This is a genomic window from Variovorax paradoxus (genome assembly GCF_030811855.1).
GTDB lineage: Bacteria > Pseudomonadota > Gammaproteobacteria > Burkholderiales > Burkholderiaceae_C > Variovorax > Variovorax paradoxus_L.
Window position 1 is genome coordinate 89,844 of sequence record NZ_JAUSRN010000017.1, and the last position, 26,750, is coordinate 116,593.

The following is a 26,750-nucleotide window of genomic DNA, read 5'->3' on the forward strand; positions in this document are numbered from 1 at the left end:
CCCATGGCAGAAGCGACGCGGGCCGATGGTGCCACCGGCCGTACGAGCGATTCCAGCAATCTGCTGTTCCTGGATGTCGATGGCGTCCTTCATCCTGTCGGCGTGGACTATTCGTTCAGCAGCCGCTTTTTCAGTCATTTTCCGCTTCTGGAAGAGCTCTTTCGCGAGTTCCAGTCTGTCGACGTCATCATCTCGTCGGATTGGCGGCGCGCCGAAAACATTGAGCAACTGCAGCGGTATTTCAGCGCCGACATCCGGCATCGGATCATCGGCGCGACGCCGCAGATTGACCCGAAGCTGGCCGTCCGCCACCGACGCCAGCTGGAGATCCAAGCCTGGCTCGATGGAAATGGCCGCAGCGACGCAGAGTGGGTCGCACTTGACGATTGGCCACTGAGCTTTGAAGCGGGTTTCGAACGGGTCGTGCTCACCGATCCCCAGCGGGCGTTCGATCAAGACAGTTGCCAGGAACTGCGCTCGCATTTCCTGCGGTTCGCAGCTGGCCGCTGTACGCGTTCGAGCGTCATCGCTACTTCGCGAGGCACATCATGAACCCTCTTGTCCCGTCAGACCTCCACGCGCGATCCGAACACCAGCAGTCGGCGGCAACGCTGATGTTCTTCGGCGATCCGCACGGTGACTTCAAGCCGATGATCGCCGCGGTGGAGCGCTTGCGGCCCGAGGCGATCGTGCTGCTGGGCGATCTCCAGGCGCGCCGGCCTCTGCACATCGAACTGGGTCCGATCTTGGATCACACCGAGGTCTGGCTGATCCACGGCAACCACGACACCGACACGGACACCGACTTCGAGAACCTGTGGAGATCGGAGCTCGCAGAGCGCAACCTGCACGGACGTGTCGTTGAGATCGCCGGGTACAAGGTCGCGGGCCTGGGTGGCATCTTCCGCAGCAAGATCTGGGATCCCCGGCGGCCGGTCGAGGAGGCCGCGTTCTTCTCGGCCGATGCGCTGCGCCGGTCCATGCGCCCCGAAGAGAGATGGAGAGACGGCATTGCCCGCCGGCACCACTCCACCATCTTCCCGGAGGACTACCAGCGGCTGCTGCGGAGCCCGCCCGCCGACATCCTGGTGACGCACGAGGCGCCAGCGGCTCACCCGCATGGCTGGCAGGCGATCGACGAGCTCGCCGAGACGCTCGGCGTCCAGTTGGTGGTCCATGGCCATCATCACCAAAACATCGACTACCTCGCCGAGGGCCTCATGCCCGCCGCGGCACCGTTCCGTGCCTTCGGCGTCGACATGGGCTCGCACCTGGCGTGGCCGCGAGATGCGCAGAGGGAGACTGGATCAGAACGCCCTCCGCAAGACTTGCTCGATCTCGCCGCCAAAGTCTTCGGCTCAGAGGCTCAAGTCTGGTTGGACACGCCGCACACATGGCTCGATGGACAAACGCCGGCCGCGTTCGCTGCCGCAGGCGGTGCGGACAAGGTGCGATCGATGCTCAACGCAATTCAACACGGTGGCGTCGTATGAGACGAACACCGGCCCAGGCGCGGATCGCCTCCTCGACTTGCCGAGCTTCGCGCGGGCTTTGAAGGAGTGTCCCGCTGAAAGTGCTGATTCTTTCCGATCTCCATCTCGAGTTCGCGCCTTTCGAACCGGTGCCTGATCTCGAATTCGATGTCGTCATTCTCGCCGGCGACATCCATTCGCCGGCCAAGCGTGCCGTCCAGTGGGCGGCCGATCGCTTTCGCGGCAAGCCCGTGGTCTATCTGCTGGGCAACCACGAGTACTACGATGGGCGATTGGATACGACACTGGCCGAAGCGCGCAGCGAAGCCGAAGGAGGCAATGTCCATCTGCTCGACGGTGACGAGTTGGTGGTGGACGGCGTGCGCTTCCTCGGCGCGACGCTCTGGACCGATTTCGAGCTCACCATCGACACACCTGAAGGTCCGGTGAGCGATGTCGGGCGGGCCATGAAGATGGCGACCAATCTGTTGAACGACTACACGCTGATCCGTACGGTCGACGAGACGGCCGAACCCGATACCTGGCGCGACAAGCAAGGCCGAAAGCTCCAGGCGGCCGACACGCTCCGGATTCACCAGGCGCAGCGTGCGTGGTTGCGCGGCAAGCTTGCCGAACCGTTCGCCGGACCGACGGTGGTCGTGACGCACCACGCGCCTCATCGAGGTTCGCTCTCAGCCCGCTATGCCGATGATTGGGCCTCAGGCGCCTTTGTCACCGAGCTTCCGGAGGCCTTCTTCGATGTACCCGTGCTCTGGGTGCATGGTCATACGCATCAGCAATTCGACTATCGAGTCCGCTCCTGCCGGATCGTGTGCAATCCGCGGGGCTACGTAAACTGGAGCGGCAGGATCGAGAACAAGGCGTTCGATCCTTGGTTGGTCATCGACGTCCCTGCTATCGCAGGAGGCAACGGCTTGTGAAGTTGCTCATCCTCAGGTTGCGACTGCGGACACCGACAATACCGCGCCGTCGGCAAATTGCATCTGCTGCCGTGGTACGTCGGCCCCGCGTTCTTTTAGCGCTGCCTGAACGAGACGTTCGCATTCCTCAAATTTGGTGATGGCCTCTGTGCATCGCTCTACACGTTCCTCGCTGATGCGCTGGTTAAAGGGAATCGTTTCATTCTTTTCCTGGAGCCTGCCCACCAGATACGAGAACATCGACATAGCTTGCCCCACAGCAACAGTGGCGCGCCAATCTGGGATTTCCAGTGCGGATATGGACCGAAGCATCTTCACCGGCTGACCAAGCAGTTCAATTTCGCGGTCAATAGTGGACTTGTATGGGCAGTACCGCTTGAGCGATTCGGTTTCGGCGCGGCAGTGGAATATGCAGCTTGCAATCGCCGAAAGCTTCCGCACTTCATCGGCATCGTCTGTCGCTTTGTCGGCGGATAGTGCGTGAGAGTGATTCACTGCCCAGCCAGTGGCAGCGATGGCAAAAATAGACCCCAATGCCTGAACCCATGACGCCCACTCTGAAGCATTGAGTTTGAGCACCAAGCCCAGGGCGATCAAAGCTGTCGCGCACAAAGCAGCACCCAAGACCAGTCGCTTCTTATCGCTCATTTCCGCCTCCATTGTTTGGAGCCGCGAGTATGGCTGCTGGCGCCAGTCGTCCCGGACGAACTACATCTGCTTGGCAAGGCGGATGTGCAGCGCTACCTTGATCCTGGTAGAGCCATCGACCTATTGGCGGTCAATCGTTCGAACAGCCTCCAGGGCTGCCAGCACCTGGGCGAGGCTCGGCGTAGATTCTATTTGAGGCCAGGCGTGCGGAGCGCGTTGGGCTGGGATGGTCAAGGCTTTCTCTGCGGCCACACGCGCAAGACTGTACATATCGGCCGCGACGGCACCGCATGCGTACATCAGGTTGGAGGCCTCCCACTCATCGAGCTCTCGTTCGTCGCCTTCAACGGCGGTCAGAATGACTTCTATGAAGTCCTCGGCAACCTTGCGTTGCTGCGGACGATGCATCGATTGGAAAGTGTCCCATACGGGCAGTGCTTTCAGAAGTGCGTCTCGGTCCATACGTTCCTTGAAAATAAACAGCGGAGTATCCAGGTTGCCCGATGGTGCGCGCGATGCCAACTGCACGCAAGCCAGGTTCATTAGCACTCAATATCGGCGGTGTACAGAGCGAAAGCCAAGCTACGTTTGCATCTTGAGAACAGCCTTGATCTGCTCCCATTCCTTCGACAACTCGTCGTTCATTTCACCGAAGAGCTTTGACGACAGTGTTACGGCTGCATTGGACTTGGCGGACTCGTACATCGACAAGGTGTCGAGGGTGATGGCACTGAATTGCGCTTTCGCAGGCTTGCTTTGGAACAGGTTGTACATCGTTTCGTATGTGGTCTCGAAGCGCGTCCTCAACCATTCCAAGCGGATGAGTTTGGACACGACTTGCTCGCTGAAAACGGCCTGCGATGCTGCCACCACAATGCCGATGTCCATTCGACGGTAGATGAGACAAGCCAACCACAAGGCTGCATAGACACCAAACTTGATGCGCTCGGTCCTTGCCATGCGTCGGGCAATCGCCTTGCTGAAGTGGCTGTTCTCGAACACCTGCGCCGCCATGCGCTTGATCGGATCGGTGAACTCATTGTTGTAATAGCCGTCGGTCTGCTGATGACTGAGGTTGACACCGCACGCACTGCCGAAGAAATCCCTCCGCCGCCCGTCTTCCGCGCGCGGCGTGAGATAGAGACGTACAGCTAAACCGACCCCAAACAGACCTAGGACTGTTATCGCGAAGACTGTAAGAACAACGTCGTAGAGGACCGGCGTGCTCTTGTCAACGAACAGCGAAATGATTGACAACGCAGCAGCGACGTAGAACAGCCGATCGGCGACACGCTCGGTTTTCTCGAGTGCATCGAAGTAGTTGACTCGAATGGGATCGGAGCGCGACATGGAGGTTAGCCGTAGTTAGGGAATTTTTCGCCAAAGATCTGTTTCCAGCTCTCCATGGCAGCTTTGTGGTTGTTGTTCGAGCCGTAGGTGTGATACCAGGCCAGCGTAGATTTCTGCATGGCTGTGTCGAATCTCCTCGTGACTTCGGCTCGATCATTGAGGTTCAGGTATTCGTCCGCGAATCCGGTGTCGTACCAGAGATTGGCTCGCAGCAATTCCTTCGCATGCTTGAAGAACTGCAAGATCTGCCAAGGGAGATCGTCGAGGTTCGAATTGAATATCTTGAGCGCGAGCACCTCGATGTGATAGCTGGTCAGATAGTCGCTATGACCTCTATTCCAAACCTTGACCATCTTGATGATGCGTCGAAAATTGGGACCGCACGTCATCGATCTTTGCTCTAGCGCTGCCGCGAGCTCCTTGGGCCGAGATCTGATCCACCCATCGGTGTTTGAATCGGGTACGTTGTAGTGGGTCACTCTTCCTTGCGCATCTATCGCGCGGCTGACCGGCACGATGTCGACGTCCGGAAAAGAGTTGTAGTGCAACGTGATGGCTTGACCGTTGCGGCGCGTGCCTGTCTTCCACGCAGCCAAGGAGTTGCGCACCGCTTGTAGCACCTGCGTGGGGGTTCTGTCCTTGATGTGCTTTGTGAAATGCAGGGCGACCATGACATCCAGGTCGGCCGAACCTTTCAGCGCCGTGTACTTGGGGATAGATCCGGTGCTGAACGATTCGATGATTTCGAAGTCCTTGCTCAGCTTCTTGATGATGTCATCGCGACGGGTATTCGCCATCGCGCGATAGTCGCCATTGAGATTGATGTTCTCGTAGAACTGGTTGAAAGCGGCTGCGACGCTGATGGGCATGCTTCAACTCCGATCCTGCGCGGACCAACGTGAACGCTGCGACGGGCGGGCGTCTTCCGCAGCTCGCTGACGCGACCAGCGTTTCGCACGCATGTCCGGATGAGCGCCCCCGCCGGCCCAATCGCCCGTAAAGAGCCAATCCTCAAAATAAAAAAGCCACTCGGCGGTCCATGGAATGTAGGTGTCCGCGAATTTCATCTGCGGAATCCAATCACGCCCCTTAGGCCACCACAAGCACAGCTTGCTACCTTTCCCCACGTGGGGGTAGGTGTGAGGGAGCTTCTTTCCCCCAGCGAGTACGTGCAGATCCGGACCCAGCACGATCAAGTCGGGGCGCCTTGCATCGGGCGTCACGACCAGGACACATTGGTACAGTCGACCGAAGTTGCCGGGCGCGATCTGGAAGTGATAGCGCAGCGTCTTGCCGCCCTGAAATGTCAGGTGGACGCCCGGTAGGTCGAGCCCGTTCAATTCCAGTGCGCGCTGGGCCAGCGTCGGGAGAGGCGCCGGACGGACTGTCATTGGCCGAAGAAGGTATGACTGCGGGCCGGCATTGACACGGTGGTCGCCGCTGCCGTGCTGGCCACCACAATTTTCCGCGCTACGTTGGGCACCGGCCGCGGCTCTTCGAGCTCGCGCACCGCCTGTGCCGCGCGCGCGCCGAAGGCGTCGTCAACGACACGCAGCAGAGGATCGAGGCCGCGCCCTTCGATGCACTGAAGAAGTTGCTGCAGGTGGCCCGTGAGGCGTTTGTGCCAATTCGCGAACGCGGCTTGGTGACGAAGCGTATTCATGCCGCTGGCGAGGTTATCGCCCGGGGCGGTCAGGTTCGGCATGCTCCAGAACTCCGCCCCGGACGCGAGCAGTTGCCGTTCGAAGCACAACGGCATGGTGTCGACGATGTCCAGCAGCAGGTCCAACGGATCGTCATGAGGGATCGGCGCCCGCAGCGCGTAAGCGGCCGCCGCGAGCGAGGTAATGAATACCGACTTCGGGGCGAAGTCCTTCCCTGCAACGGGAGCGCCAAACGCAACGTTTCGATGGAGCTTGAGGATCTGTACCAGGCGACTGAGCAGGCGATCGAGGACTTCGTCGGCGTCCGGCAGAGGCACCAATTCGGCGCGCTGGACCGACTCCATGGCGCTGTCAAGTGCGAACGAGTGAGTGAACACCGGGCTTATGCGAGCGGCCTTGTTGAAACTGTTCGCCAAACCCATGGGATTGCTTGGCTCGTACAGGCGCAGCGCGCGGTCGGGGACCCGGGCATGCGTGTCGCCATATGGGGTGCTGAACAGAGGCTCTTCGATGATCGGCGTGATGTCCGCGCACATGCCGTCTGTGTATTCGAGCGTAACGCACCGCTCCCACTTCGTAATGGCCAGGCCATGCCTGTCGGCGTAGCGCTTGAGGACGATGAACAGGTCATTGATCAGCCGCCCGGGGCCTTGGTCGCCGCCATATTTTTGGAGAGCGGCCCGGCGAAGCCGGACGACCAGATCAATATCGAAACCATCTGGTCGCAAATGGTGCAGGGGCCGGATGATGGTGCCGATCTCCCGTGACCCTTGTGCATGGACCGTCATCACGAGGTCGCGGAACTCGTCACACGCCATCAGGTACTCGCCGGTGGCGCCGTAGGAGCTTTCGAGGGCGCCCAATTGCGTCTTCGTGGGTTCGTGATGCTTGGCGACTGCATCGACCAAGTAGAAGAACTTCGATGACGAACGCTGGGACAGTGGCCGTTTTTGCGGCACCAAGTGGGACTCGCGAAGCATGCCGGGAACTCCTTTCACTCCTTCACGGAGCGTTGGTCGGACTCAAGTTCCCAATCGGCCCGACCACGCCAGCTGGAAATGGTCTGCGCCAATGGCATTCCTCTTGCCATGGCCGACCGAAAATGCCATATTCGCTGCCTGTGCAAGCAACGGCACCAAAGACATTCGGGCTCGAAATATAGCCCCTAAATTTCCGATGTGTTGCCTGCTCAGGCAACAGTGTACGCTTTTTGACTCAAAAGGAAACTACTTCATGGCGCAATCCGGTTTGGGGTTGCTTTTGCGCGCGTTGCGGGAGGCTCGGGGGCTGTCGTCGCGCGAACTAGGACAACTCGCCGATATCGACCACACTTACGTCTACCGCCTTGAGACCGGAGAGAAGCAATCGCCGTCAGAGGATTTGCTTGCGCGACTGCTTCGCGTGTTGAAAGCCGACGGGCGGGAAATCGAAATGGCTCAGTGGCTCGTCGCGAATGACGCCAATCCCGACTGGGTCGCCCACACGCTGGCCACGCCAGATCTGACGGCCGAAATGTTCGAGATGGGTGCCAGCATGCGACACCGAGGCGGCGCGCGCCCGGACATGCAAACGATCGAAGCGCGCGTGCGCAAGGCGTTTGAGGACTGATCGATGGATGAGGTCACTGTTCAAAGCAAGGCGCGCCAGTTCATGGCTGGCTTGGACTTGTCCATGATCAGCACTGACCTCTCGGTCTATATCAACAAGGTCAAGGCGCGACTTAAGACCGAGGAGCTTGGTGAGGGCGAGTCAGGCTACACGCTCACCAAGCGCGACGGAACCTCGACCATCATCGTGAACGAGTTGGAGCGCATACAGAGGCAACGATTCTCGACTTGCCACGAGATTGGCCACCTGGTCCTTGAGCTGGGATCGAACCACGAGGAAACCCCGTCATGGTCCTACGTCAAGCGACACGAGAACGAGATCTGGTGTGATGTGTTTGCTGCCGAACTCTTGATGCCCTACGACAGCTTCAAGAGGGACGTCGACAACGAAGAACCCTCGTTCGACCTGGTGGAGAGGCTGAGCAGGAAATACAGAACTTCCTTTGCCGCGACCGCGTCTCGTGTGACCGCGTTGTCCGACTACCCCTGTGCGTTCATCACTATGGATTCAAGCGTCATTCGTCACGCATCTCGCTCTGTGCCTTTGCGCAAATTGAATGCTTGGGTCGCACCGAGGACTCCGATCCCTCCTGGGTCGGTAGCCTATGACTTGATAAAGAATGATGAGCGGTCTGCCGAATCCTCGACGATTCCTCAAGACGTATGGTTTTCTGATTGGCTTCAAGGCTACGACTTGGTCGAACTGTCCAAGCATTACCCCGAATACAACGAAACATTCTCGCTAATTTGGTTTGAGGTCGATGACGGACCGGATGAACCCGTGAATACCTTTCGCCGGGAGTCGCAAATGGATGGCGAGTTATTGAAGGAAATCGACGGCGTGCTGCCTTGGCCTGGAAAGAGAAAGCGACGGTAGTTGGATGCGCTCCAGAACACCGAACGGCCAGTCAATCGAGGCCAGTACTCGACTTATCGAGGTGCGCGGCATCAATCGGTGGGAAACCAGGAAGGCGGTGTACGAGATTGCGCTCGAATCGGGCGAGAGTGCTTTCATGCGGATTGATGGTACGAGCTGCCTTAACGCGGAGCGCATGGTCGTTCTTGTTGATGCGCAGCGCTTTCTGCTTCATTGGCGGGCCGATCGAAATGGGCTGCATGCAAACGAGGCCAATGGCAACCCGGACACATGGGTCCATGACTACAAATTCGATCTTGCAGCCAAAGGATTTGCCCACGGCGCCGAGAACCCCGTTCCGCTTGCCGAGGTCGGGTGCTGGCTCAAACCCGACGTGCATTTGCCGGCAGCTCGGTTCTCGGCCAAGGGCGCCCGTTTGCCGTCTGCTTCGCCCGTCGTGACCTTCACAAACGGCATCACACGCACCTTGTGGCTGTTGGCACACGGTGCCGCTAGCTTCCCTGTTGAGTGCTCGCGCAATGAATCGACGTTGCTTTCGCACTGCTGTGGAATACCCGGCATGGCCCCCCAGAGTGTTTTTGAGATCACTCATGCGATGGATCGCTCGGATTGACTGGTAACCGGACCGGCTTGGGTTTGCTCCCCCTCGGGTGTTGAGTTCCGCTGATCGCTGACCGTCAGGGGAACCGGCACCGTGCTGGACGCGCGGCCGGTCCATCCTTCGACCGGTGCGTCATGAAGAGGACGCTCGGAACTTGCGGCTTGGATTTGCTCTGAAGGACCACGGTGCCCTGGCGACGGATCCAGCATCGCGAGCGAAAGCATCGATTGCTCCAGCGGTCAGAGCGAATTCGAATCGGCCTTCGGAATCCAATTGGATCTACGAAGCGCCGCCGTCGCCGGAAATGTGGTAACTGCCAGCCGGCGCGGCACCTGCGGGGTTGCAGTGTATGCGTCCGCCCAACACATATTGAATCCCCCAGGCGGCTGGGCCAGCATGGTGTCCACCAGACCCTGAGCTGACCCCTAGAAGTTGGACGAACTTCAAGGGGTTGCATGAAGAAATACAAAATGGAGTTCAAGCTCGAGGTCGTCCAGAGCTTCTTGGCGGGCGAAGGTGGCGCAGAACTGCTGGCTCGGCTTGGCGATGTCGGTACCCGAGGAGAAGATCCGCACCTGGGTAAGAGCCACTATCGCCTCCATAGCATTGACGTGTTGCGCCCCAAGCGCAGCACGTACAGTGCGCAGTTCAGGCTGCAGGTGCTGGCCCATCAGGACCGTGAACAGCTTTCGAGCCGTCAGGTGGCGGCGGTCTATGAAATCCCTCAGGACTTCAGCCGGCGGTCGAACTCCGCTTGGGCGAAAAACGCGCTCGCCAGCTTCAGGATCTCGTTGGCCCGGCGCAGCTCATTGACCTCTCGCTCGAGCTCCTTCATCCGCTGCGCCTCGCCGGTCGTCACGCCTCCTCGAACGCCGTTGTCGATCTCGTCGCGCTTGATCCATTCGTTCAGCGTCTGCGGTACGCAGTCGATCTTCGGTGCGATCGATTCGATCGCAGCCCATAACGACGGGTACTCCCCGCGGTGCTCAGATGCTCATTCGCTGGAAGTTGGCGAACTCCAGGCTAGCTCCTCCGGAGATCTCGATCCTTCACACTCGGAAAGGAGTTCTTTCCATCACGCCAGCGCTTCAGGCTTGCCTTGTTGGTCATGGCCTCATACACGGCACCTGTGAGTTCGTATCTCGCGTCGTCCACCTTCAGTTGATGCTGAGCTGCGTAAGCGGCACGCATAAAGGCCTCAGCCATGCTTGTCAGATCTGCACGCTTGCTGATTTGCATAGTCGACGACGGATCATGGAACGTCACCTGGCACGGGGCTACGTCTACTGCGTGGTGTCTGCGGCAAGCGCCAGGCCTGACCTCATATGCCAGACAGGTGCCCGAATCTGACAAGAAAGCGCACCGAACATTTATGTTGATGTGCTCCGCCACCGTGAGCTCCTTCGTGATTTCGATGTTGCCCGCCATTCTTGCCACCACAGCCTTGCGGTCCAGTTCACTCATTCTCGTCCTGGTGTACTCTGCGAGGGCGAATGCCTCAGGAGCAGTCACATAGACGTGATAGTGACAGCAGTATGAACACCCGGAATTGCACGCAAGACCTCCGGTGTAGGGGGCCATCGCCACCTCCATACGTTGGTAGAACTGGATGACGACGGGCAGAGAGGACACGCGACCGGCGGCCATTTGCGTGAAGCCGCGCAGAACCTGTTGAACCTCGCGATTGATTTCCGTGGGATTGAGCATTGCTGTCCTGTTCAGTTGGCGGTGGGCTCGGAGTCGTCATCTTTTCACGCAGAAGACATCTCAGCGTCTTGCGTCGCGGCGTTTGAGCCATCGATGAAATCGCCTTTCGCCACGGCCGCGACGCGAAATCGATCAATGAAAAAAGGGACCAGCCGTTCGTTTATGAGTCGAGTCATGACAAAGCCATTTACAGCTTTTTCTCGCAGAATGGTCCCGCCTCAGTCATAGCCCGGACCCACTTGCGCGTCTCGAACTTCACGGGAACGAGCGGACCCGAGGGTGAATTCGGAGACGACGCTTCCGCGAGCCGATATCCACAGGCACCATCGATGTATTTCATGGTGAACGTGTACGCGCGACCTTCTTCCGGTACGAACTCCAAGGTTGCCGAGCACCCTTTGATGAACGCCGGACCAGCCAGTGCACCAACGATCCCTAATGCGAACAGCACTTGGCTGCCTGGCGCGTCGATGCCCGTCGTGAACACCAGGCTTTGACCTGCTTGAACTTTTAGTTTGCGAGATGATTTTGGCTGGACCAAACCCGGATTCACTCGATCCGTACACTCCTTCGAATCTCCATGAAGATGTACCGACATTGGTCCTGGTGCGTCGTCGACAAACTCGATCGATGCAACCGCTTTTCCGGTAGGTTCTTGATAGGGAGTTGCACAACCAAGAAGCACGAGTGGTGCCGTGAGAAGCAGCGAGGAAAGGAGTCCGTTGGTCGATTTGAACTGGTTGTTTCGTGCGTGCATATGCGATTTCATGGGCATCACGGGTTGAATGCCTAGTAGTGGCCGGCTGCCCAAGTTTCCCTACGGGCATGTGGTTCAAATGAGTCTATTTCGCCGGTCGCCTCACGCATCATTTGCCCGATGTTGATGAGTAGGGAACATACGGTTTTCCGGTGATCTCTTCAACTTTCTTGCGAGCCGCTTTCTCGGCCGCTCGGCTTTCCTCTGGGGACAGTTCGACCGAGTTTCCCGGAGCTTGCGCGGGTGTCGGCCGAACGATCATCCAGGCGGAAACAGACAGAACAGTCACCAAAACAAGTTTGGCCAACCCCAGCACCAAACGGTGACCGCGCAGCAGATCCCGATTGCCGTGCGCGGAATCATGAACCCAAGTCGCGCCATGTCCTGCAATCAACAAACTCGCGCAGCACATGGGAACACCCAGCAAGGGAATCGCAGCGCCAGCCCAGGGATCGAGGGCAAACATCATGGCAACAAGCAGCAGCCAAAGGACGGCCGGCACAAGGCCGAGCAAGATCAGCATGTTCTTTGCGTATCGCAATGCACGGGCAGACATCTGGGATTGAATTTCGAGGGCGATGAGCAGCATGGTCGCCGCGACCCGATAACAGATCGAGTCTTCGCAACGGATGTCAATCGGTCTTTCAACGCTCCTAGTTCATGAGCAATCGTCGAGGCATCGATCTCCATGACCAGATCCGCCGAGGCATGCCAAAGGCACGATTCTGATTGGGCTGGGTCGCCCCAGCACGGAACTAAGTCACGCCTTCGCTCGAATTTGACAACTGTTCCCCTGATTGCCCGTCAGTTCGCTCAGCGCCCTTGGAGGACAGCAACGGAGACGTGCGGAGATCTCCCCAACCGTCTGTGCATCCATGCTGCTGGGGCGCTGAAGCGGAGCCTGGCGCGGCGTCGGCGCCGATGACGCGCGCTCCACGGACATGACGGGCAGCGCGCTGGAATTCGTCCCTGTCGAGCAGGCGATGCAAATGCGTCCTGACGATCTTCAGCACCTGGCCGCTTTGTCTAGCAAAAAGCGACATTTGAGGATGCGTGCGGAGGCAGGGCAAAAGGCAAGATGAGGGGAGCAGCAACTTCCGAGCACGTCCGGGTCCTAGCTTCAGTCCGCCGAGTTGCTCTTGGCTTCCAACTCCTTGCGGCACCCATCGACCGCGCGAAGCGATGCCAGTTCGAAGCACCGGGCTATTGCCGCGCGCGTGCCGTCTGCTCAGTGCGGCGCTGCGCCGCCGCCGTGACCTGGAACTCCAGCAGCCACTCCATGAGCAGCACTATCACGATCAGAAGCCCCACCAACGCACCGACGAGCGTGGCCTGCCGGGTGCTGCGGCGGCCATGGCGGATCTGCGATGCCGTGGAGCTTGTGCTCGCCGTTCCCGTCGCGGTTTCCACCAGATAGCGTGGCGAAGTATGAATGTCGCCGCCGTGGATCCGGCGTCTCGGCTGCGGCTGTGCGGCGGCGATTGGTGACGGCCCGCGGGTCATCGCGGTCTCGTGGTCCGGGACCATTGGCGGATTTCATCGATTGTTCGTAAGCGCACGGCGATGGCATCGCGATGTAGATGCCTGAAGACAATTGGTCGGGGCGCAGCCTGTTGGCCGCACCATGACGTGCGAATCGATTGCTCCAACGAATTCGATTGATCGAGTTCGGACAGCCAAGTCCACTGGATGGTTGCGGGCCCAGTGTGCGCACTTTTCCACACATCGCCCGCACCAATTCTGAACAAATGTCACACGAAGGTTTTGAAGAAGGAGGGCGCTCCCTACATTGACTACTCGGATGCCTGTGCTTTTCGCGAATGCAAACCGCGCGATGCAGGGCTCCTGTCAATGTTTTCCAACCCTCATCTCATGACCACGCCGCATCGATCAGTCTGGAGTGAATTGCTCGGTGCATGGGAGCCCGTCACCGACGCAATCAAGGGGGTCAACCCCGTCGAGCGAAGCGCCGGCAACACGCAGGTGACTTTGAGGGCGGCGAGTTGGATGCGGCATGGCGCCCGGCGTGCGGTTGCCAGCATGGACAAGGGTTTACTGCGCAGCACGACGGTGCTGGGAAGCGTCGCGCTGTTGGGTTGCGCCATGCTTGCGGCATGCCAGATGCCGGCGAAAGAGCATGCCTCGCCGATCACAGGCAACATAGAGCCGCCTCCCATGTTCATGGATGCAATCAAGACCTGCCGAGCGACGCATGCCAAGTTCCTCCTGGCGCGTACCGTCACCCGCGAATTGCTCGTCGATGCGCAACTGCGAACCGGGGCGCAAAGGGCTCGAACCGTGATGCCCGGAGATGCCACTCCGCTGCTCTCGGATGAGAATCGACTCCTGGTCGATACGGACAACAATGGACGGGCGGTCGTCGTCCGTTGCGGGTAAAAGAAGCCGTGCGTCATGAGGAGGAGACTTTGTATATCGCTGACGACCGTGAGGTGCTGTGCCTGTTGCTTGTGCAAAGACCTTCGTCCTGCCCTCGAGAAGGATGCCTTCGTCAACAGACGTGCGAACCCAAGGCAAATTAACCGCATGCGCGACCTAATTGAACCAAACAGGGATCCATGTTCGACCGCCTTATCAACTTATTTCGTCACGAGCCCGGGCTTCACGAGGAGCAAGCACCCGCCGGGCGGCGCATTGCGAGCGAATCACCGGCGGCGCCCGAAATCGGACAGGCGGCTAGCGGGACCAAATGCGCGTTGGAACGGTTCATGTGCTTGGTGACCGCTCACCTGGATGTCACGGAAGGCCGTCGCCTCACTGACGCAGTCCTCACCGGCTTCGATTCGCACGGTGACGCCGCCACTGCGTTCGAGGAAGGCATCCTCGGAGATCAGGGGCAGCAGCGCGGCCAATGGCTCGTCATCCAATGTGATTGGGACGCCCACGACGAGCTGGAATGGCAGGTCGCCGAGGTCGCCGCCACGTTCGGCATCCAAGGGCAATGGCGTTGGCCCTCGCGCGAACCGGAGACCAGAACCGTGCCTGCCGGCCTTAGCAATGTTGCGAACTGGATTGCACCGCTTGGCTATGAACTGCTGCATATTGACCTTGGCGGCGACGCTTACTACGCCCTCATGGTCAGGCGTGGCGACGCAGAGAATGCGCGCCAGGCGGCGGGCACTTCCGGACTGGACGTGCTCCGCACAACTGAGTTCGCGAGGGCGAATGCCAGTTGAGCAAACCATTCGGTGCAGCTGCCGTCGAGAGTGGTCTTTAGCCAACTGCGGACATTCAAACCATCTACCCAACTTGAAGGAAGACGATGGGATACGCCCTGAGTTTGTCCACTTGAAGCGATGAGCAACTGGACTGTCAGACATGAAGTGTGGAGGACGACGCCCAAAGCGTTCGACCACGCGCTAGGGGCGCCATGAACCGCGGCCTAGCTCTGCCGGAACTCAGCCCGACGCTTGGCCCTCTCGGCCGACGCCTCAGGTTCTTTGGTGCATTCGTCACCGTCGTCATCTGCGTATGGGTTCTTGTTCGCCCTCAGCCCTATTGGGCGGCAATCTTGGCGGCGTATGCGGCCGTCTTCAGCATCACTGTTGCACCACTTGCGGCGAACGACTATTTTCGATTACGGGAGCCTCGCGGCAACCCGCCGGATAGGACGAGAATCAACATCGCAGCGCCCTTGAGCTGTCTTTCAGCGGTACTCCTTATCCGCGCGGTCATGGACATGGACACGGTCGAGCTTGCCGAAGCAATATTCTTTGGGCTTCTGGCGGGTTCGATGTACGCACTGCTGCTGTGGGTCATTGTTCGGCGTGCATCCTTCGGTATCGCCGCTTTGGTTGGTGTGTTTCTTGGGCCAGCCGCTTTGCTTCACACGAACGCCGCAACGCTTTCGGCCCAGGGTTATATGGAACGAGGTGTCGTTTCCAACAAGTACGCGAGTTCGAAGCCGCGTCGCCACGTTGTTGTGGCATCAATGGGCTCGAACAAAGTGGAATTGACCGTTCCGCAAGAGTCGTTTTCAAGCTATGCAGCAGGCCAAGAAATATGCATAGAAGTGCGCTCTGGTGCATTCGGCATACATGTTCGTTTCATTCGGGCTTGCTGATGGCCTACACACCCTTGCTCAGATGTCACGACAGGCTGCAGACGACCAATAGCCGTTGCCGGCGGCGGATTCAACCGGTCGATGCAACACACTTCGGACCCGAACCTTCTACACGGCCCCGCAGATGAATTTCAGTGATCTTGCCCGCAAGGCCGCCAAGGGCTCCGGCCCGCTGTCCTACGGCGCCGCGGTTCATCCGGAAGACTTGATTCGGTTCTCACTCGCGTACGGCGCGGACGGTGCTGATGAGATTGAGCGGCTCTGCAAGCAGCATGGATGGCACGAAGACGGCCTGCTGGCAGACGGAACAAGGGTAGCGCCGCTCGCGCGCTGGGCTGCAGCCTGCATTGCCTACGGCCGCGGCGGCGCTGCCTCATTGAGGCATTTGCTCGCCGATCGGACGATCGCGACGTTTGCCATTGCAGTTCTAAGCGAAGTTCGAACTGAATCTAGCGTAACGGTGTTGCTGGACTACTGCACGTCGACCACCGCTCTATCAGATGAGCCGGATGATCCGTTTTGGCGAGCACTGGGCGCGTTGAACGGATTGATGAGCTTCGATGACGGGTTGGTGCCATCGCAAGAACAGCAGAAGAAGCTGCAATATCTGGTGATCAGAACTTTCTCCAACGCCAGGACGGCATATCAGCAGACGCTTTGCCTGTGTGCGTTGAGAGGGGCGCCCATCGAAGGTTCATTGGAGTGGGCAAAAGCCCAGGCGGTGACTGATCCCGGTGCGATGCGCGCAAAATCTGCCGCGATAAAGTCCCTCCGACATCGCCTTTCCGAGGCTTACATGCCGCCCAGTGCTGAGGAGAAGCGTCAGATCCGCAGGCAACGAGCGCTCAATGCTTAGCGCGTTAGACCAGACTTTTCGCACCCAATCTAACGCCCGTCCATGAACAACTGCGTCCTTGCTCTCGATCTCGAAGGTACCCTGGTTAGACGTGCCGGGCGCATTCCGGCAACGTATTAATCACTAGTTGAATTCGCCAATCTGGACAAGAGGGCCGCGGAATGCTTCACTGAGATCGTGCACGAATTGCGTGGCGGGCAGAAGATGAACGTTTCGCGCAAAGCCCGGGAGGTCCTTGCCGAAATCAATCACCAGAGCCCCCCGCCAAAAACCATTGCATTTGGCCCAGCCAACGTTTTTTTGCGCGAATTCTGCGACATGCGCCCTCAACGTTGGCGGCGATGAGATGTCTGTCCCTGGGAAGGTGTCAGCGTAGAGATCGGATGAAAACTCACCATCGATAGGTTCAAGGCGATTTCCTCTTCCATCGAGCGGCGGCTCCATCACCTCGAAGTAGATGCTGCTGTCCGAGGTTGTATGGATTCGATAGTCGTCCCCAACGAGCAAGGTTGTTCGCATGATGTAGCGGTCTGCGGGGCGAATTTCTGGATAGTAGGAAGGACCAGCCAGCTTCTCAACAGCGGCACCATCAACTTCACCGTAGACCACTGTGATCCCTCTGCCTGGTGCGGAGACGGTGGCAGGTTCCGTCGAGAGTTGCTCACCTCGCACCAGGTCAATGACTTTGTCTGGCCGGTCGCCCAACGACCACGCGCGAAGCACCTGTTCGACTCTTGATGCGGTATCCGCCTGCGGTCGCCACCGTGCATCGTCCACCACAAAAAAGTGTCGGTATTCAATTCCCATTGCGCCGCCGGATGCTGCGCGGATCAATCGTCCACGCCGTTGTTGATGACATCAAAAAATATACACAAAGGTCCGAGCTCTCGTCTTAACGCCTCGGGCTTCAGGTGTCACTGGGTCGTCGAACGATGGCTGTGGACGACCCAGTCATACCACTGTCGGCAGCTTGTCATCGCGCAACAGGCCATCGAGTTCGGACCAGAGTTCATCACAGAGGCCGTGCCTGAGTGCGGATGCCTTGAAGACGGCGTGTTCGCCGTGATAGAGGCTCCAAAGGTCGCGATTGCCGTCGATCACGCAGGCCCGTACGTTGGAGAGTCGGTCAGCCACCTTGACAACCAACGCTAGCTCCTGCGACCCTGTCACTTTGGCCAGCTTTGCGTATGTCTTCGACTTGCGTTCTTTCCTGTTCGTCCCTGGTTCGTCTGTGAGGAGTTCCACGCACGCCGCGACTTTGTCGCCGAAGCGTGAACGCACCTCGACGACCGTGGCGCCGGTGTCTTCAACAACATCGTGCAAGTACCCGATGACCTGAGCCTCTGGTCCGTACGGCGCGAGCGTCGCCGCGTCCGCGTCCAGATGGTGTGAATAGGGGTGCGCTCCATACATCTGCGCCCCGTGCATGCTCAGGGCATAGGTGCGGGCAGCGGAGATTTCGGAGGTTGCCATGGTGGGATTCTGGCCGAGGACGCCGAGGCCGTTGGATGGTTGCGGACCCAGCGTGCGCACTTTTCCACACATCGCCCGCACCAATTCTCGACAAATGTCACACGGAGGTTTTGAAGGAGGAGGGCGCTTCCTACATTGATTACTCGGATGCTTGTGCATTTCGCGAATGAAAACCGCGCGACGCAGGGCCTTGTCAATGTTTTCCAACCTTTATCTCATGGCCGCGCCGCATCGATCAGTCTGGAGTGAATTGCTCGGTGCATGGGAGCCCGGCGCTGCTGCGGTCAACGTCGACCCCGCCCGCCAAAGGGCCGGCAGGGGTCTGCCGCTTCATCGCGGCCATGGCCGAGGTGGTATCGGACGCAGCCGGCGAATGAGGTACGGAGCGGCCGCGCTGGCGCTGCTGAAAATGGACTTCCTGAAGCACACACAGGTGGTCGAACTTTCCAACGAAGAGGCCCTGCAGGAATGCCTGCGCGTCCAGATCCCACCCTTCTGGCCGATGCCTGTCGCTGATTTATCCGTTCGCACGGTCAGCCTAGCCGACCGCGGCGGAACGCCCTTCACCGTGGATAGGCGCGAGGTGAGTCGTGAAGAAACACTTGACTGGGATTCCTGGCCTGGTTGCCGCCTGGTTGGCGCTGGCCCTTGGCTTGTCCGGCTTCTTTCTCGTTGACGCAGAGAGCCGAACGCTGGCGGCCATGGCCTGCGCTGCCATGAGCAGCGGGATCCTGTGGGCCACGGCGATCTGCGGAGTGGTCTATTTTTCGGTCGGCACCGTCAGTTTGTTGATGGTGTTCAGCGGCGGCAAGCCGGGCATGGCGATGGACCCGACACTCACCACCAACGACTACTTCTGTGAATTCTCGGACGAGTACCTGACCAACGATGCGAGATCGGCGCGCGAGCGCGTGTTCAAGTACGGCGTAGGGTTCCTTGCGATCCTGTTTTTGGGCGCCTTCTCGGGCTCACTTGTTGGATATCTTTCGTTGGGAATGGCCTGAACAAACATGAACAAATGAACAAGAGATTTTGCCTATCGCTGGCTGCCATTGCGTGCTGTGCATGTGCCTCTGCAGAGACCTTCGTGTTGCCCATCGAGGAGGATGCAGGCTTCGTGGTGGAAACGGATTGGCGAGGTCACACATCGCTCGCCGAGACCCGCTTGAGTACCGGTGAGCGAAGCGCTGCGTTCCAGTCTCAGGGGCGCGTTGAAGCGCTCGACATGCGGCAAGCTGGAGATCGAGAGATTTTGGAAGCGATCTTTTCGGATGCCGGAGGTCGAGCAGAATGTCAGGCGCTCGCGCTCCTGGTTCTTTGCAGAAAAACGAGAGGCTTGGCCATCAAGGTGCGCTCGAGTTCAGAGGCTTTCGTTTCCAAAACGGGTTTCCTCTGGTGCATCGATGGCCTGGCCGGACGCGGCGGCTGCAAGGAGACCGCACCGGAGTCATCGGCCAGGGTCCGGCCCTAGCTAAGCAGCCGTTCGTACTCTTGCTATGCCGTGGAGCGAGCCGATGAAGCGGACCGGCTGCATTTGTAATCCCCAATGAGGTGAGCTCCACCTATCAGTCGTACATCAATGGGCCCCCGTGCACTTCACATCAATTCTTCCTCGTCCAAAAGATTCCGCTATGTCTCCCTGGCTCGGCCGCCATATCGTTCGGCAGGCACTGCTCGCTATCTCGATCTACCAAAGCCCACTGTGCGCTCATGCGATGCATGAATCCGACCACCACAATGCGGCAGATCCCCTGACGACTTGCATCCTCTCAACACTCGACTTGAGCAAGGCGGAGGAGCTCGGAGGGTTGGTGGCTGCAGGCGGCAAGTACTGGGTGACGTCGCCCAGCGGCGGGGTTCTGGACCCCTACATTCTGAAGAACCTTGATCGTAACGATCCCGTCCAGCGTGAGTCGTTCATCGCCGCAAATAGCGCAGAGAGCTTGATCTCTGCTGCGCAGATTGCAGCCGCAGACAAATGCGGCATCGATGAAGACGAGTTCGAACTCGTGGGAGGCGCCTCGCTCGCACTTGAGTGGGGCAATGCCCCTCCTGACTTTGGAAAAGGATTTACCAGTCGAGAGCAAAAGGCCATCGTCGCGTTCAAGACAATTCGATCAACCTTGCTGAGCTCGCAAGAGTTTCTACAAGGCTATCAGCGCGCCACGTCCGAACGCGAGCGGCTCAAGAAGAAAGCCGGAAATTATTCAGCAGACCCGACCAGTCGAACGACTCTACAGCAATGAAATCTTCCCTGATCCTCTTGGTTGTCGCCTGCTGCACCGGCTGCGCAACTCGACCCTCCGCAGTTGAGGAGCGCGTGTCCATCCCACCAGGTGCCGAGGTGCTCCTCGAGAAAGCCTATCGAATTGTGGATGCCTACCAGCGTGACGACGCAACAGCATGGTCAGAGCTCGTCTGCAGCAAGGACGGCCTCTCGAAGGTGAAGTTTCTTGGGACATTCACTTCGCCACGTCTGGTGTCTGTTGCTGCGGTCTCGGCGGCCGGCAACGCGAACCGGGAATATCGGTGGCCGGTGGTTGCCATCGAAGTGAAAGCCGAGCGCTACCCGGTCGGCAATCTGCTGCTTCGATTCGTGGAAATCGCCGAAGAGAGGTGCGTTGCCTTTCTCTTCTAGCCCGGTGCGCGGCTTCGATGGCTCGACGAGCCTGATGGGCGAGTGCGGCAGGCCGGTTCGGAACGACCTCGGGCGGGCCATGGGGCCGAGCGGTGCGGTTTTCCAGAGCCACCCTTCCATTGGGCAACGGCAGCATTGGGCGGCCGGGAGCGGTCGATCGGCCCTGCTGCATGCGAGCTAGCGGCAGCAGTTCATCGCCGTTCGCTGGCCGGGAAGAACACGTCAATGCCGAGATGTCGATGCGATAGGAGAGGGTGTCGATCGCGGATAGTCGGGGCCGAAGTATTTCCGGCATCAATCGAAGAAAAGATCATGGTGAAGTTCCTCGAGGGCGGGGGTAATGCCGATCCGGGCGAGGTCCGTGAAATCGTGCCGCATTCGGCCGCTCGTTTGCGCCCTCGAGGTCTCCGTGCGGGCCGAGTGCGGATAGCCTGCCTTCGGACCCAGTTGGATCCGCAGCTCGCGCGGTCTCGCCGCACCGGCTGAAGTGAACTATTTCTTGAACGGGAGATTTCAGATGACAGGTCGATTCGAACTGAGCAAGAGTCCCAATGGCCAATATCGCTTCGTCCTCAAGGCGGCGAATGCACTCACCATTCTGACCAGCGAGCAGTATGAAACCAAGCGCGCGGCGCAGAACGGCATTGCGTCGGTGCAAAGCAACTGCGGATCCGATGATCGGTACGAGAGGAAAGTCGCGGCCGACAAAAGGGTCTACTTCAACTTGAGAGCTGCCAATAATCATGTCATCGGCACCAGCCAGATGTACACGACAGAGCAGGCCCGTGAGGTGGGGATTGCGTCGGTCAAGACCAACGGTTCGACGGAGGACATCGACGACAACACTTGATCCGCACCTGAGCAAGCGGCATTTCTTCAAATATTTGATATTTCGCATGCGAGCATAGTCCGCGAATTACAAGAGCAGATCGAAGGGACCAAAGTGCATGCGCAAGAGTTCAGTTCCGATTGGCCCGCCGCACTGGACGACATGCTCGAATTCATTTCGCTGACGCAACTGTCGCTCGGCCAAGGTCGAGCGGCGCGGGTCAAGGTCAGCGTGTCGCGCGAGCGTGTGGCCGCCGACGTGCTTCAGCCACACATTGGTCGCTTCCGCGATCGACTCCTGCAACAGTTGCCGGGCGTGCGACTCGAATTCACGGCCGGTCATCACGCGGCGCATCGCGTCGAAGTTCACTTCGGAAGCTGAACGCCAATGTCCCTCTTCGACACGTTCGCCCAGTGGCTCGGGCTCAGCGATCCGGCACCTGCCAAAACAAGCGCTGAGATTGCCGGGGTCGGGGCGCCGTTTCCGGCGGCGACCGCGCAGGGCTCCAACAGTGCCTATGCGGAACTCTGGCAATCGGTGGACCGTCACCTCGCCCAGTTCATGGTCCACAGCGTGTTGCCGCACCGGCAGTTCGAGCCGGAGGACGTGTTCAAGCTGGTGCGGATTCAAGTCACCGGCACAACGCCCGCGGCGCAAAGGGCGATCGAACGCTTTCTCGCCGAGTTCCGGCCCGAGAGCCGGCGCAAGGTTGTACTGGCCGCCGTGATGCGCAATTGCGCGCAAGGCGTGTCCACCGAAGGCTTCGTCGATTTCAACCGCGACTTCGATCGCGCGGAACTGGACGAGAGCGACCCCTACGACGCGCAACTGGCGGATGCCCATCAGGGCGGCTATCAGCTCACGCTCTACGGCGAATGGGAACTCCAGCGCGCGGTGCCAGCCAGCATGCCGCCTTCGGTTGCCGCTGTGCCGAACGCTGCAGCCCTCGTTGCGCCGCTGGAAATCGACGTTCACGACGCGGCCGGCCGACACCAGGTCCGGATCTCGGCACTGCCGTTCGTGCTGGGCCGCGCTGCCGCGTTGGCGCAGGACCGTATCGTCGGCACCTTCGTCTCGCGCCGGCACGGCCTGCTGGAGCGCGACGAGCAGGGACGCGTCTGGTACCGCGAGACCTCGGTCAACGGCAGCAGCCTCGATGGCAGCCCGATCGCACCGGGCGAACGTCGGCAACTTCGCAACGGCGCGCAGCTGCGCCTTGGCGGCGATGTCCCCGACGTGGCCGAATGCCCGGCCCTGACCATCCGCTGGCCTGCGCCCCCCGACGACGATGCCCACACCCCGATCCGCGCGCCGCTGCGTGCCGCGACGGACAGTGCCACGCCGATCCGCTCCAGCCTCGATGACGGCCCGCGCCCTACGCCGACGCCGCTGAGCACCGGGCCCGCCGGACCGCTGTGTCTGCTGGCGATCAAGGATGCCCACGGCAGCCGCACGGTGCCCGTCACGCGTCTGCCCTATGTGATTGGTCGAAGCGAATTGGCCGACTGCCGCGTGCCCGAAGACAACGCCGGGGTGTCGCGTGATCACTTGGTCATCCAGGCCATCGATGCCACGGGTGCGCGCATCGACAACAACGCCGTCGGCAAGTGGGGAACCGATGTCGACGCTGCCGAGCAGCCGGCGCAGTTTCTACTGACCTGGGGGCGCCAGGTCAGGCTCGCCGGCCGCTTCGCGAAGGCGCCCGCCGTCACCGTGCTGCTGTTGCCGCCGACGGCATGAGCTCCAGACTCACGCCGCCGGGCGACGCGGTCACGCCGCTGGCGCGGCATCGCGTCGTGCCGGCGCCGCGCCGCAGTGTGGCCGACTGGCTGCGCCAACAATGGGCGCTGGCGCGACGCCCGCGCATCGAAAGCGGCTGGGCCAGCCTGTGCGGCACAGGGCATGAGCGCAATCAGGACGCCGTGCTGGCCGCCATGCCCTTGTTCGCGGTGGCTGATGGCGTCGGCGGCGGCAGCGCCGGCGAACTCGCGAGCAGCCAGATGCTGGCCTGGTGCCGGACGATCCAGCCCGCCGACTGGCATCGCCCCGAAGCGCTCGCGGCCAAGCTGGGTGAAGCCGACACCGCGCTGGCCAGCGCGCTGGAGCGCTTGAGCCCGGGGGGACGCAGCGCCACGACCTTCGTTGGCGTCTGGCTGCGGCGCAGTGGCCGCGGCCTGGTTGCACATGTCGGCGACTCGCGCGTGCTGCAATTGCGCCCCCGTTCTGGTGCTTGGGAGGCGACCCGGCTCACCGCGGACCAGACCTATGCGAACCTGGGCGAGGTTCCCCCCGTAGGCAGCCGCCCGGACGACCCGGCGCGCATGGTGGGCGTCGGCGCGATCGGCGAGCCGTCGGTCACACGCCTTCACCTGCGCGAGAACGACTGGCTGCTGTTGTGCAGCGATGGCTTCCATCGCTTCATGTCCGAGCCGACCTTGGCCGCGCTGTGCAAGAGCGAAGCCTCGGTGCCGCTGCATGGGCTCGCGCAGCTGCTGGCCCAAGCGGCCGCGCGGGCGGGCAGTCGCGACGACATCAGCGTGCTGCTGGTGCGCCGCAATCCGTCGGGCGGCGCGCGTGTATCGTTCTGGCTGGCCCTTGCTGCGAGCGCGATCGCAGCGCTTGCACTCCTTGCCAGCACCCGCGGTTGGCCGAGCGATCCCGCAGGCGACACGCCCGCGCCGCCACCGGTCAGCGCGCCGTCTGCCGCCGACGGCGCAGCGCCGTTGCCACCTCGATAGGCCACGCACCCGTGTCTGCATCCGACCTCATGACTGCGCGTAGCCACGCCAGCGCCAACGCCTACGATCCCTTCGAGGACACACGTGGCCCGGTCGGCCATGCGACGCACTTCGACGTGGAGCGCATTCCCGGCAGCCTGGCCGGCGAGCCGGCGCGGTTTCGCAAGACGATCAAGCCCGGTGTCGGCGCCGACCTGCTGCCAATGATCCACCGCGAAAACCTGCTGCTGATGGACATGGCGACGCGGGGATTGCGGCATGTCGCGCAGTCGCTCGAATTCACCCGCGATTCATCAGACACGCCATTCGTCGTCACGACCCTCGATGCGGGGCCGAGCCTGAATCTCTGGAGGGACTACGACTTCCTCGCCGAGGACGATAGGTCCGGCGCCGAAGGCCATGCCGCGCGCTCGTTCCTGACGCCTGTCGTGCTGGCGCGCCTGTTGCGCCACCTGCTGCTGGCGCTGCGCGAGTTCCATGGTGCCGGCTTCATTCACTGCGACATCCACGCCGGCAACGTCTGCCTGCCATTCGAGCGCCATGCCGGCCCGGTACGCTCGGTGCGCCCGCTGTTCGAGCAATTGCGCCTGATCGACTTCGGCCATACGTTGTCGGCACGGCTGAATTTCGAGGAACCGATGCGCCTCGATCCCGCCGCGACAGAAAGCCTGCGGCGGGTGTCACCCGCATTCCGTGCCGCGCTGCACCGCGATGCCGAAAGCGGGCGCGCCGACGCGGTACGCGCGCTTGACTTCAGGCTCGACCTGTATGCGCTGGGCGCACTCGCGTCGCAGTTTCTCGGCTCGATGGACGGGTCCGGCGAACCGCGTGCCGCCGCCTTGCACGCTGCAATGAGCGCCAGTGTCGATGCGCTGCTGGCGCAGGACTGCGGCGCGGCTGCACCCGAACCGGGACTGCACGATCGCCTGCTGCGCCCGATCGATACGCTGCTGGCGAGCCTGGGGCCGCTGGACGACGGCTGGCTGCTGCCCCGAAAGCGGGCGGCAGCGACCCGTGCGGAGCCGGCCCGGGAGACCCCGTTGGTCGGCGCTCGAGCAACGCCCATGGCGCCCCCGGTGGCAGCCCTGATTCCAGCCCCGATGGCAGCCTCGATGGCACCGCCGATCGCCGCCGATGCCGCGCAGGCTGGAGCACCCGCGCCAGCCACCGTCGTGCCGCGCCCCACGGGCCGCCGCAGCGCGCTGATCGCCGCACTGGTCGCGAGCGCACTGGCTGTGTGGGCCTGGCAGGAAGACCGCCTGCAGAGCATCGTTTCGATCCTGGCGCGACCGGCGGGCGAGGCCGCGCCGGGTTCACCCGCCGGGACCGCGAATCCGAGGACCGCGGCGGCCGCATCGCGTGCCACGGCCTCCGCGTCAGTCTTGAGCGCACGCGAGGTCGACGACCAACTCAATGCGATGATCGAGGGTGCTGCGTCGGGCAACTGGCGCCAGGTCGATGCGGCTGCGCATCGCATCAGCGAATCGGCGGGTTCGGACGGGTCGACCTCGCCGCTGCTGGCTTCGGGCCGCGAGGCCATCGAGCAGGGTGACTACGGCGGCGCCGCGGCGACATTGCGCCTGGCCACGGCGAAGGTGCCTGCCGACTGGCAAGCGTGGTCCGCGCTGGGCTACGCCGCGTTACGTCGCAACGAGCTGGACGCGGCGAAATCGGCCCTCAACCGCAGTCTGCAGCTGCATCCACAGGACGCCAGCGCCTGGGCCCACCTTGGAGAGATCCTCGCGCTGCAGGACAACGCCGGGGCGTCAGCCGCAACCCTCCAGCTGGCCGTGTATTTCTCGACCCAGCGCGCACGCACGCTGGCCCATCTGCGCGCGCCGGCACCCACGCTGATCGCGCCCGAATTCCAGGCCGTGATCCAGGACACGGGCCGTGCGCTGGATCAAGTGCCCCTGCGAAAACCATGAAAAAACGCTTGCTCATCGTCGCTCTCGTGCTGCCCGGGTGGCTGTATGCGCAAGTGCCCTATGGCCTGTCGGTGGATCGCGACAGCGCGCAACCCCAACAGGCCATCAAGGTCACCGTGAACTTCGAGGCTGCAAGCCGCTGGTGCGGCCTGCGCGTCGACCTCGGCGACGGCGATGTCCGCGACCTCTTGGTCGACAACTTCCCGCTGACCCTCTCCAAGCCATACGACACCCCGGGGCGCTATGTGTTGCGCGCGGAAGGCCGCTTCGTCTTGCGCGGGCTCACGTCGGCGCTCGGCTGCGCCGGCAAGGCCCGCGCGGTGACGGTCTCCGTCGGCGAGCTTCCTCGCGACGCCCACAGCGCCGGTTCGGACGAGGACGCCAAGGACGAACTGGAACGCCGCAAGCGCAGGGCCGAACTCGAGCGCGAGCCACACAAACGTAGGCGCGAGGAGGTCCGCGAGCCGCCAAGCCACCATACGAACCCCGGCGGCGCACCCACCACGTCGCCGGCACCCGCAGCGCCCGTCCCGCCGCGCGACAGCACGCTCAAGGTCTTCTGATGCACCCCGCGGCTGTTCAC

Annotated in this window: 33 protein-coding genes and 1 pseudogene; 20 read left to right on the plus strand and 14 right to left on the minus strand. The window is 61.1% G+C overall.

The window, feature by feature from the left end; genetic code table 11:
* Positions 1 to 3: 3 nt before the first annotated feature.
* The 3 genes from J2X92_RS25390 to J2X92_RS25400 all read left to right on the plus strand — a co-directional run bounded on the left by J2X92_RS25390 (position 4) and on the right by J2X92_RS25400 (position 2,413).
* Entirely contained in the window at positions 4 to 552 is a 549-nt protein-coding gene (locus tag J2X92_RS25390; RefSeq protein ID WP_307579940.1) for an HAD domain-containing protein, read from the plus strand.
* Complete coding sequence (locus tag J2X92_RS25395; RefSeq protein WP_307579942.1) at positions 549 to 1,493, plus strand: metallophosphoesterase; 945 nt, start codon at positions 549 to 551, stop codon at positions 1,491 to 1,493. The genes J2X92_RS25390 and J2X92_RS25395 overlap by 4 nt, the downstream gene beginning before the upstream one ends.
* Positions 1,494 to 1,567: 74 nt before the next feature.
* Complete coding sequence (locus J2X92_RS25400; protein WP_307580030.1) at positions 1,568 to 2,413, plus strand: metallophosphoesterase; 846 nt, start codon at positions 1,568 to 1,570, stop codon at positions 2,411 to 2,413.
* Between the two features lie 12 nt (positions 2,414 to 2,425).
* Here J2X92_RS25400 and J2X92_RS25405 read toward each other — a convergent pair whose 3' ends face one another.
* The 6 genes from J2X92_RS25405 to J2X92_RS25430 all read right to left on the minus strand — a co-directional run bounded on the left by J2X92_RS25405 (position 2,426) and on the right by J2X92_RS25430 (position 7,055).
* Entirely contained in the window at positions 2,426 to 3,061 is a 636-nt protein-coding gene (locus tag J2X92_RS25405; protein WP_307579944.1) for a hypothetical protein, read from the minus strand.
* A 120-nt stretch (positions 3,062 to 3,181) separates the two neighbouring features.
* Positions 3,182 to 3,604, minus strand: a complete 423-nt coding sequence (locus J2X92_RS25410) for a hypothetical protein (RefSeq protein WP_307579946.1) — start codon at positions 3,602 to 3,604, stop codon at positions 3,182 to 3,184.
* Between the two features lie 39 nt (positions 3,605 to 3,643).
* The gene (locus J2X92_RS25415) at positions 3,644 to 4,411 is read right to left on the minus strand and encodes a hypothetical protein (RefSeq protein WP_307579948.1); all 768 of its coding nucleotides are present in this window, start codon (positions 4,409 to 4,411) and stop codon (positions 3,644 to 3,646) included.
* A gap of 5 nt (positions 4,412 to 4,416) precedes the next feature.
* Positions 4,417 to 5,280 carry an SMODS domain-containing nucleotidyltransferase gene (locus J2X92_RS25420; RefSeq protein ID WP_307579950.1) on the minus strand — a complete coding sequence of 288 codons (864 nt, stop codon included), beginning with the start codon at positions 5,278 to 5,280 and terminating at the stop codon, positions 4,417 to 4,419.
* Positions 5,281 to 5,283: 3 nt separating this feature from the next.
* A complete protein-coding gene (locus J2X92_RS25425; protein ID WP_307579952.1) occupies positions 5,284 to 5,802 on the minus strand; it encodes a hypothetical protein in 519 nt (172 codons plus the stop codon).
* A complete protein-coding gene (locus tag J2X92_RS25430; protein WP_307579954.1) occupies positions 5,799 to 7,055 on the minus strand; it encodes a nucleotidyltransferase domain-containing protein in 1,257 nt (418 codons plus the stop codon). Before J2X92_RS25430 ends, J2X92_RS25425 begins: the two co-directional genes overlap by 4 nt.
* 253 nt (positions 7,056 to 7,308) lie before the next feature.
* Between J2X92_RS25430 and J2X92_RS25435 the strand changes: the two genes are divergently transcribed.
* Genes J2X92_RS25435 through J2X92_RS25445 form a run of 3 tightly spaced genes read left to right on the plus strand, consistent with a single transcriptional unit; the run spans position 7,309 to position 9,172 of the window.
* Positions 7,309 to 7,683 (plus strand): helix-turn-helix domain-containing protein, encoded by a 375-nt coding sequence (locus J2X92_RS25435; RefSeq protein WP_307579956.1) that lies wholly within the window; start codon positions 7,309 to 7,311, stop codon positions 7,681 to 7,683.
* 3 nt (positions 7,684 to 7,686) lie between these two features.
* Positions 7,687 to 8,559 (plus strand): ImmA/IrrE family metallo-endopeptidase, encoded by an 873-nt coding sequence (locus J2X92_RS25440; protein WP_307579958.1) that lies wholly within the window; start codon positions 7,687 to 7,689, stop codon positions 8,557 to 8,559.
* Positions 8,560 to 8,563: 4 nt separating this feature from the next.
* Positions 8,564 to 9,172 carry a plasmid fertility inhibition factor family protein gene (locus J2X92_RS25445; RefSeq protein ID WP_307579960.1) on the plus strand — a complete coding sequence of 203 codons (609 nt, stop codon included), beginning with the start codon at positions 8,564 to 8,566 and terminating at the stop codon, positions 9,170 to 9,172.
* Between the two features lie 431 nt (positions 9,173 to 9,603).
* Here J2X92_RS25445 and J2X92_RS25450 read toward each other — a convergent pair whose 3' ends face one another.
* The 6 genes and pseudogenes from J2X92_RS25450 to J2X92_RS25475 all read right to left on the minus strand — a co-directional run bounded on the left by J2X92_RS25450 (position 9,604) and on the right by J2X92_RS25475 (position 13,151).
* Positions 9,604 to 9,831 carry a hypothetical protein gene (locus tag J2X92_RS25450; protein ID WP_307580032.1) on the minus strand — a complete coding sequence of 76 codons (228 nt, stop codon included), beginning with the start codon at positions 9,829 to 9,831 and terminating at the stop codon, positions 9,604 to 9,606.
* Between the two features lie 36 nt (positions 9,832 to 9,867).
* A pseudogene (locus J2X92_RS25455) lies at positions 9,868 to 10,148 on the minus strand (transposase); the annotation flags it as partial.
* Between the two features lie 35 nt (positions 10,149 to 10,183).
* Positions 10,184 to 10,867, minus strand: coding sequence for a YkgJ family cysteine cluster protein (locus J2X92_RS25460; RefSeq protein ID WP_307579961.1), 684 nt, complete (start codon positions 10,865 to 10,867; stop codon positions 10,184 to 10,186).
* Between the two features lie 187 nt (positions 10,868 to 11,054).
* Positions 11,055 to 11,636, minus strand: a complete 582-nt coding sequence (locus J2X92_RS25465) for a hypothetical protein (protein ID WP_307579963.1) — start codon at positions 11,634 to 11,636, stop codon at positions 11,055 to 11,057.
* A 97-nt stretch (positions 11,637 to 11,733) separates the two neighbouring features.
* Complete coding sequence (locus J2X92_RS25470; RefSeq protein WP_307579965.1) at positions 11,734 to 12,213, minus strand: hypothetical protein; 480 nt, start codon at positions 12,211 to 12,213, stop codon at positions 11,734 to 11,736.
* Positions 12,214 to 12,827: 614 nt separating this feature from the next.
* Complete coding sequence (locus tag J2X92_RS25475) at positions 12,828 to 13,151, minus strand: hypothetical protein (RefSeq protein ID WP_307579966.1); 324 nt, start codon at positions 13,149 to 13,151, stop codon at positions 12,828 to 12,830.
* Between the two features lie 324 nt (positions 13,152 to 13,475).
* Between J2X92_RS25475 and J2X92_RS25480 the strand changes: the two genes are divergently transcribed.
* The 4 genes from J2X92_RS25480 to J2X92_RS25495 all read left to right on the plus strand — a co-directional run bounded on the left by J2X92_RS25480 (position 13,476) and on the right by J2X92_RS25495 (position 16,561).
* Positions 13,476 to 14,021 carry an I78 family peptidase inhibitor gene (locus J2X92_RS25480; RefSeq protein ID WP_307579969.1) on the plus strand — a complete coding sequence of 182 codons (546 nt, stop codon included), beginning with the start codon at positions 13,476 to 13,478 and terminating at the stop codon, positions 14,019 to 14,021.
* Positions 14,022 to 14,200: 179 nt separating this feature from the next.
* Positions 14,201 to 14,818, plus strand: a complete 618-nt coding sequence (locus J2X92_RS25485; protein ID WP_307579971.1) for a DUF6630 family protein — start codon at positions 14,201 to 14,203, stop codon at positions 14,816 to 14,818.
* 194 nt (positions 14,819 to 15,012) lie between these two features.
* Complete coding sequence (locus J2X92_RS25490) at positions 15,013 to 15,705, plus strand: hypothetical protein (protein ID WP_307579974.1); 693 nt, start codon at positions 15,013 to 15,015, stop codon at positions 15,703 to 15,705.
* Positions 15,706 to 15,829: 124 nt separating this feature from the next.
* A complete protein-coding gene (locus J2X92_RS25495) occupies positions 15,830 to 16,561 on the plus strand; it encodes a hypothetical protein (RefSeq protein WP_307579976.1) in 732 nt (243 codons plus the stop codon).
* A 123-nt stretch (positions 16,562 to 16,684) separates the two neighbouring features.
* Here the strand turns inward: J2X92_RS25495 and J2X92_RS25500 are convergent, their stop codons facing one another.
* Entirely contained in the window at positions 16,685 to 17,395 is a 711-nt protein-coding gene (locus J2X92_RS25500) for a hypothetical protein (protein ID WP_307579978.1), read from the minus strand.
* 117 nt (positions 17,396 to 17,512) lie between these two features.
* Positions 17,513 to 18,034: an HD domain-containing protein gene (locus J2X92_RS25505; protein WP_307579979.1), complete on the minus strand. Its 522-nt coding sequence runs from the start codon at positions 18,032 to 18,034 to the stop codon at positions 17,513 to 17,515.
* Between the two features lie 590 nt (positions 18,035 to 18,624).
* Here J2X92_RS25505 and J2X92_RS25510 point away from each other — a divergent pair.
* From J2X92_RS25510 to J2X92_RS25555, 10 genes are all read left to right on the plus strand, one after another.
* Entirely contained in the window at positions 18,625 to 19,038 is a 414-nt protein-coding gene (locus J2X92_RS25510) for a hypothetical protein (protein WP_307579981.1), read from the plus strand.
* A gap of 14 nt (positions 19,039 to 19,052) precedes the next feature.
* Positions 19,053 to 19,505, plus strand: a complete 453-nt coding sequence (locus J2X92_RS25515; protein ID WP_307579983.1) for a hypothetical protein — start codon at positions 19,053 to 19,055, stop codon at positions 19,503 to 19,505.
* Between the two features lie 160 nt (positions 19,506 to 19,665).
* Positions 19,666 to 20,280 (plus strand): hypothetical protein, encoded by a 615-nt coding sequence (locus J2X92_RS25520; protein WP_307579985.1) that lies wholly within the window; start codon positions 19,666 to 19,668, stop codon positions 20,278 to 20,280.
* Entirely contained in the window at positions 20,277 to 20,672 is a 396-nt protein-coding gene (locus J2X92_RS25525; RefSeq protein ID WP_307579986.1) for a hypothetical protein, read from the plus strand. The genes J2X92_RS25520 and J2X92_RS25525 overlap by 4 nt, the downstream gene beginning before the upstream one ends.
* 517 nt (positions 20,673 to 21,189) lie before the next feature.
* On the plus strand, positions 21,190 to 21,522 hold the full coding sequence (locus J2X92_RS25530; RefSeq protein WP_307579988.1) for a YegP family protein: 333 nt from the start codon (positions 21,190 to 21,192) through the stop codon (positions 21,520 to 21,522).
* 141 nt (positions 21,523 to 21,663) lie between these two features.
* Positions 21,664 to 21,882 carry a hypothetical protein gene (locus tag J2X92_RS25535; RefSeq protein ID WP_307579989.1) on the plus strand — a complete coding sequence of 73 codons (219 nt, stop codon included), beginning with the start codon at positions 21,664 to 21,666 and terminating at the stop codon, positions 21,880 to 21,882.
* A 6-nt stretch (positions 21,883 to 21,888) separates the two neighbouring features.
* Positions 21,889 to 23,241 (plus strand): FHA domain-containing protein, encoded by a 1,353-nt coding sequence (locus J2X92_RS25540; RefSeq protein WP_307579991.1) that lies wholly within the window; start codon positions 21,889 to 21,891, stop codon positions 23,239 to 23,241.
* The gene (locus J2X92_RS25545) at positions 23,238 to 24,239 is read left to right on the plus strand and encodes a PP2C family protein-serine/threonine phosphatase (protein WP_307579993.1); all 1,002 of its coding nucleotides are present in this window, start codon (positions 23,238 to 23,240) and stop codon (positions 24,237 to 24,239) included. Before J2X92_RS25540 ends, J2X92_RS25545 begins: the two co-directional genes overlap by 4 nt.
* 29 nt (positions 24,240 to 24,268) lie before the next feature.
* The gene (locus tag J2X92_RS25550; protein ID WP_307579995.1) at positions 24,269 to 26,167 is read left to right on the plus strand and encodes a tetratricopeptide repeat protein; all 1,899 of its coding nucleotides are present in this window, start codon (positions 24,269 to 24,271) and stop codon (positions 26,165 to 26,167) included.
* Entirely contained in the window at positions 26,164 to 26,730 is a 567-nt protein-coding gene (locus J2X92_RS25555) for a hypothetical protein (RefSeq protein ID WP_307579997.1), read from the plus strand. Before J2X92_RS25550 ends, J2X92_RS25555 begins: the two co-directional genes overlap by 4 nt.
* Positions 26,731 to 26,750 lie beyond the last annotated feature (20 nt).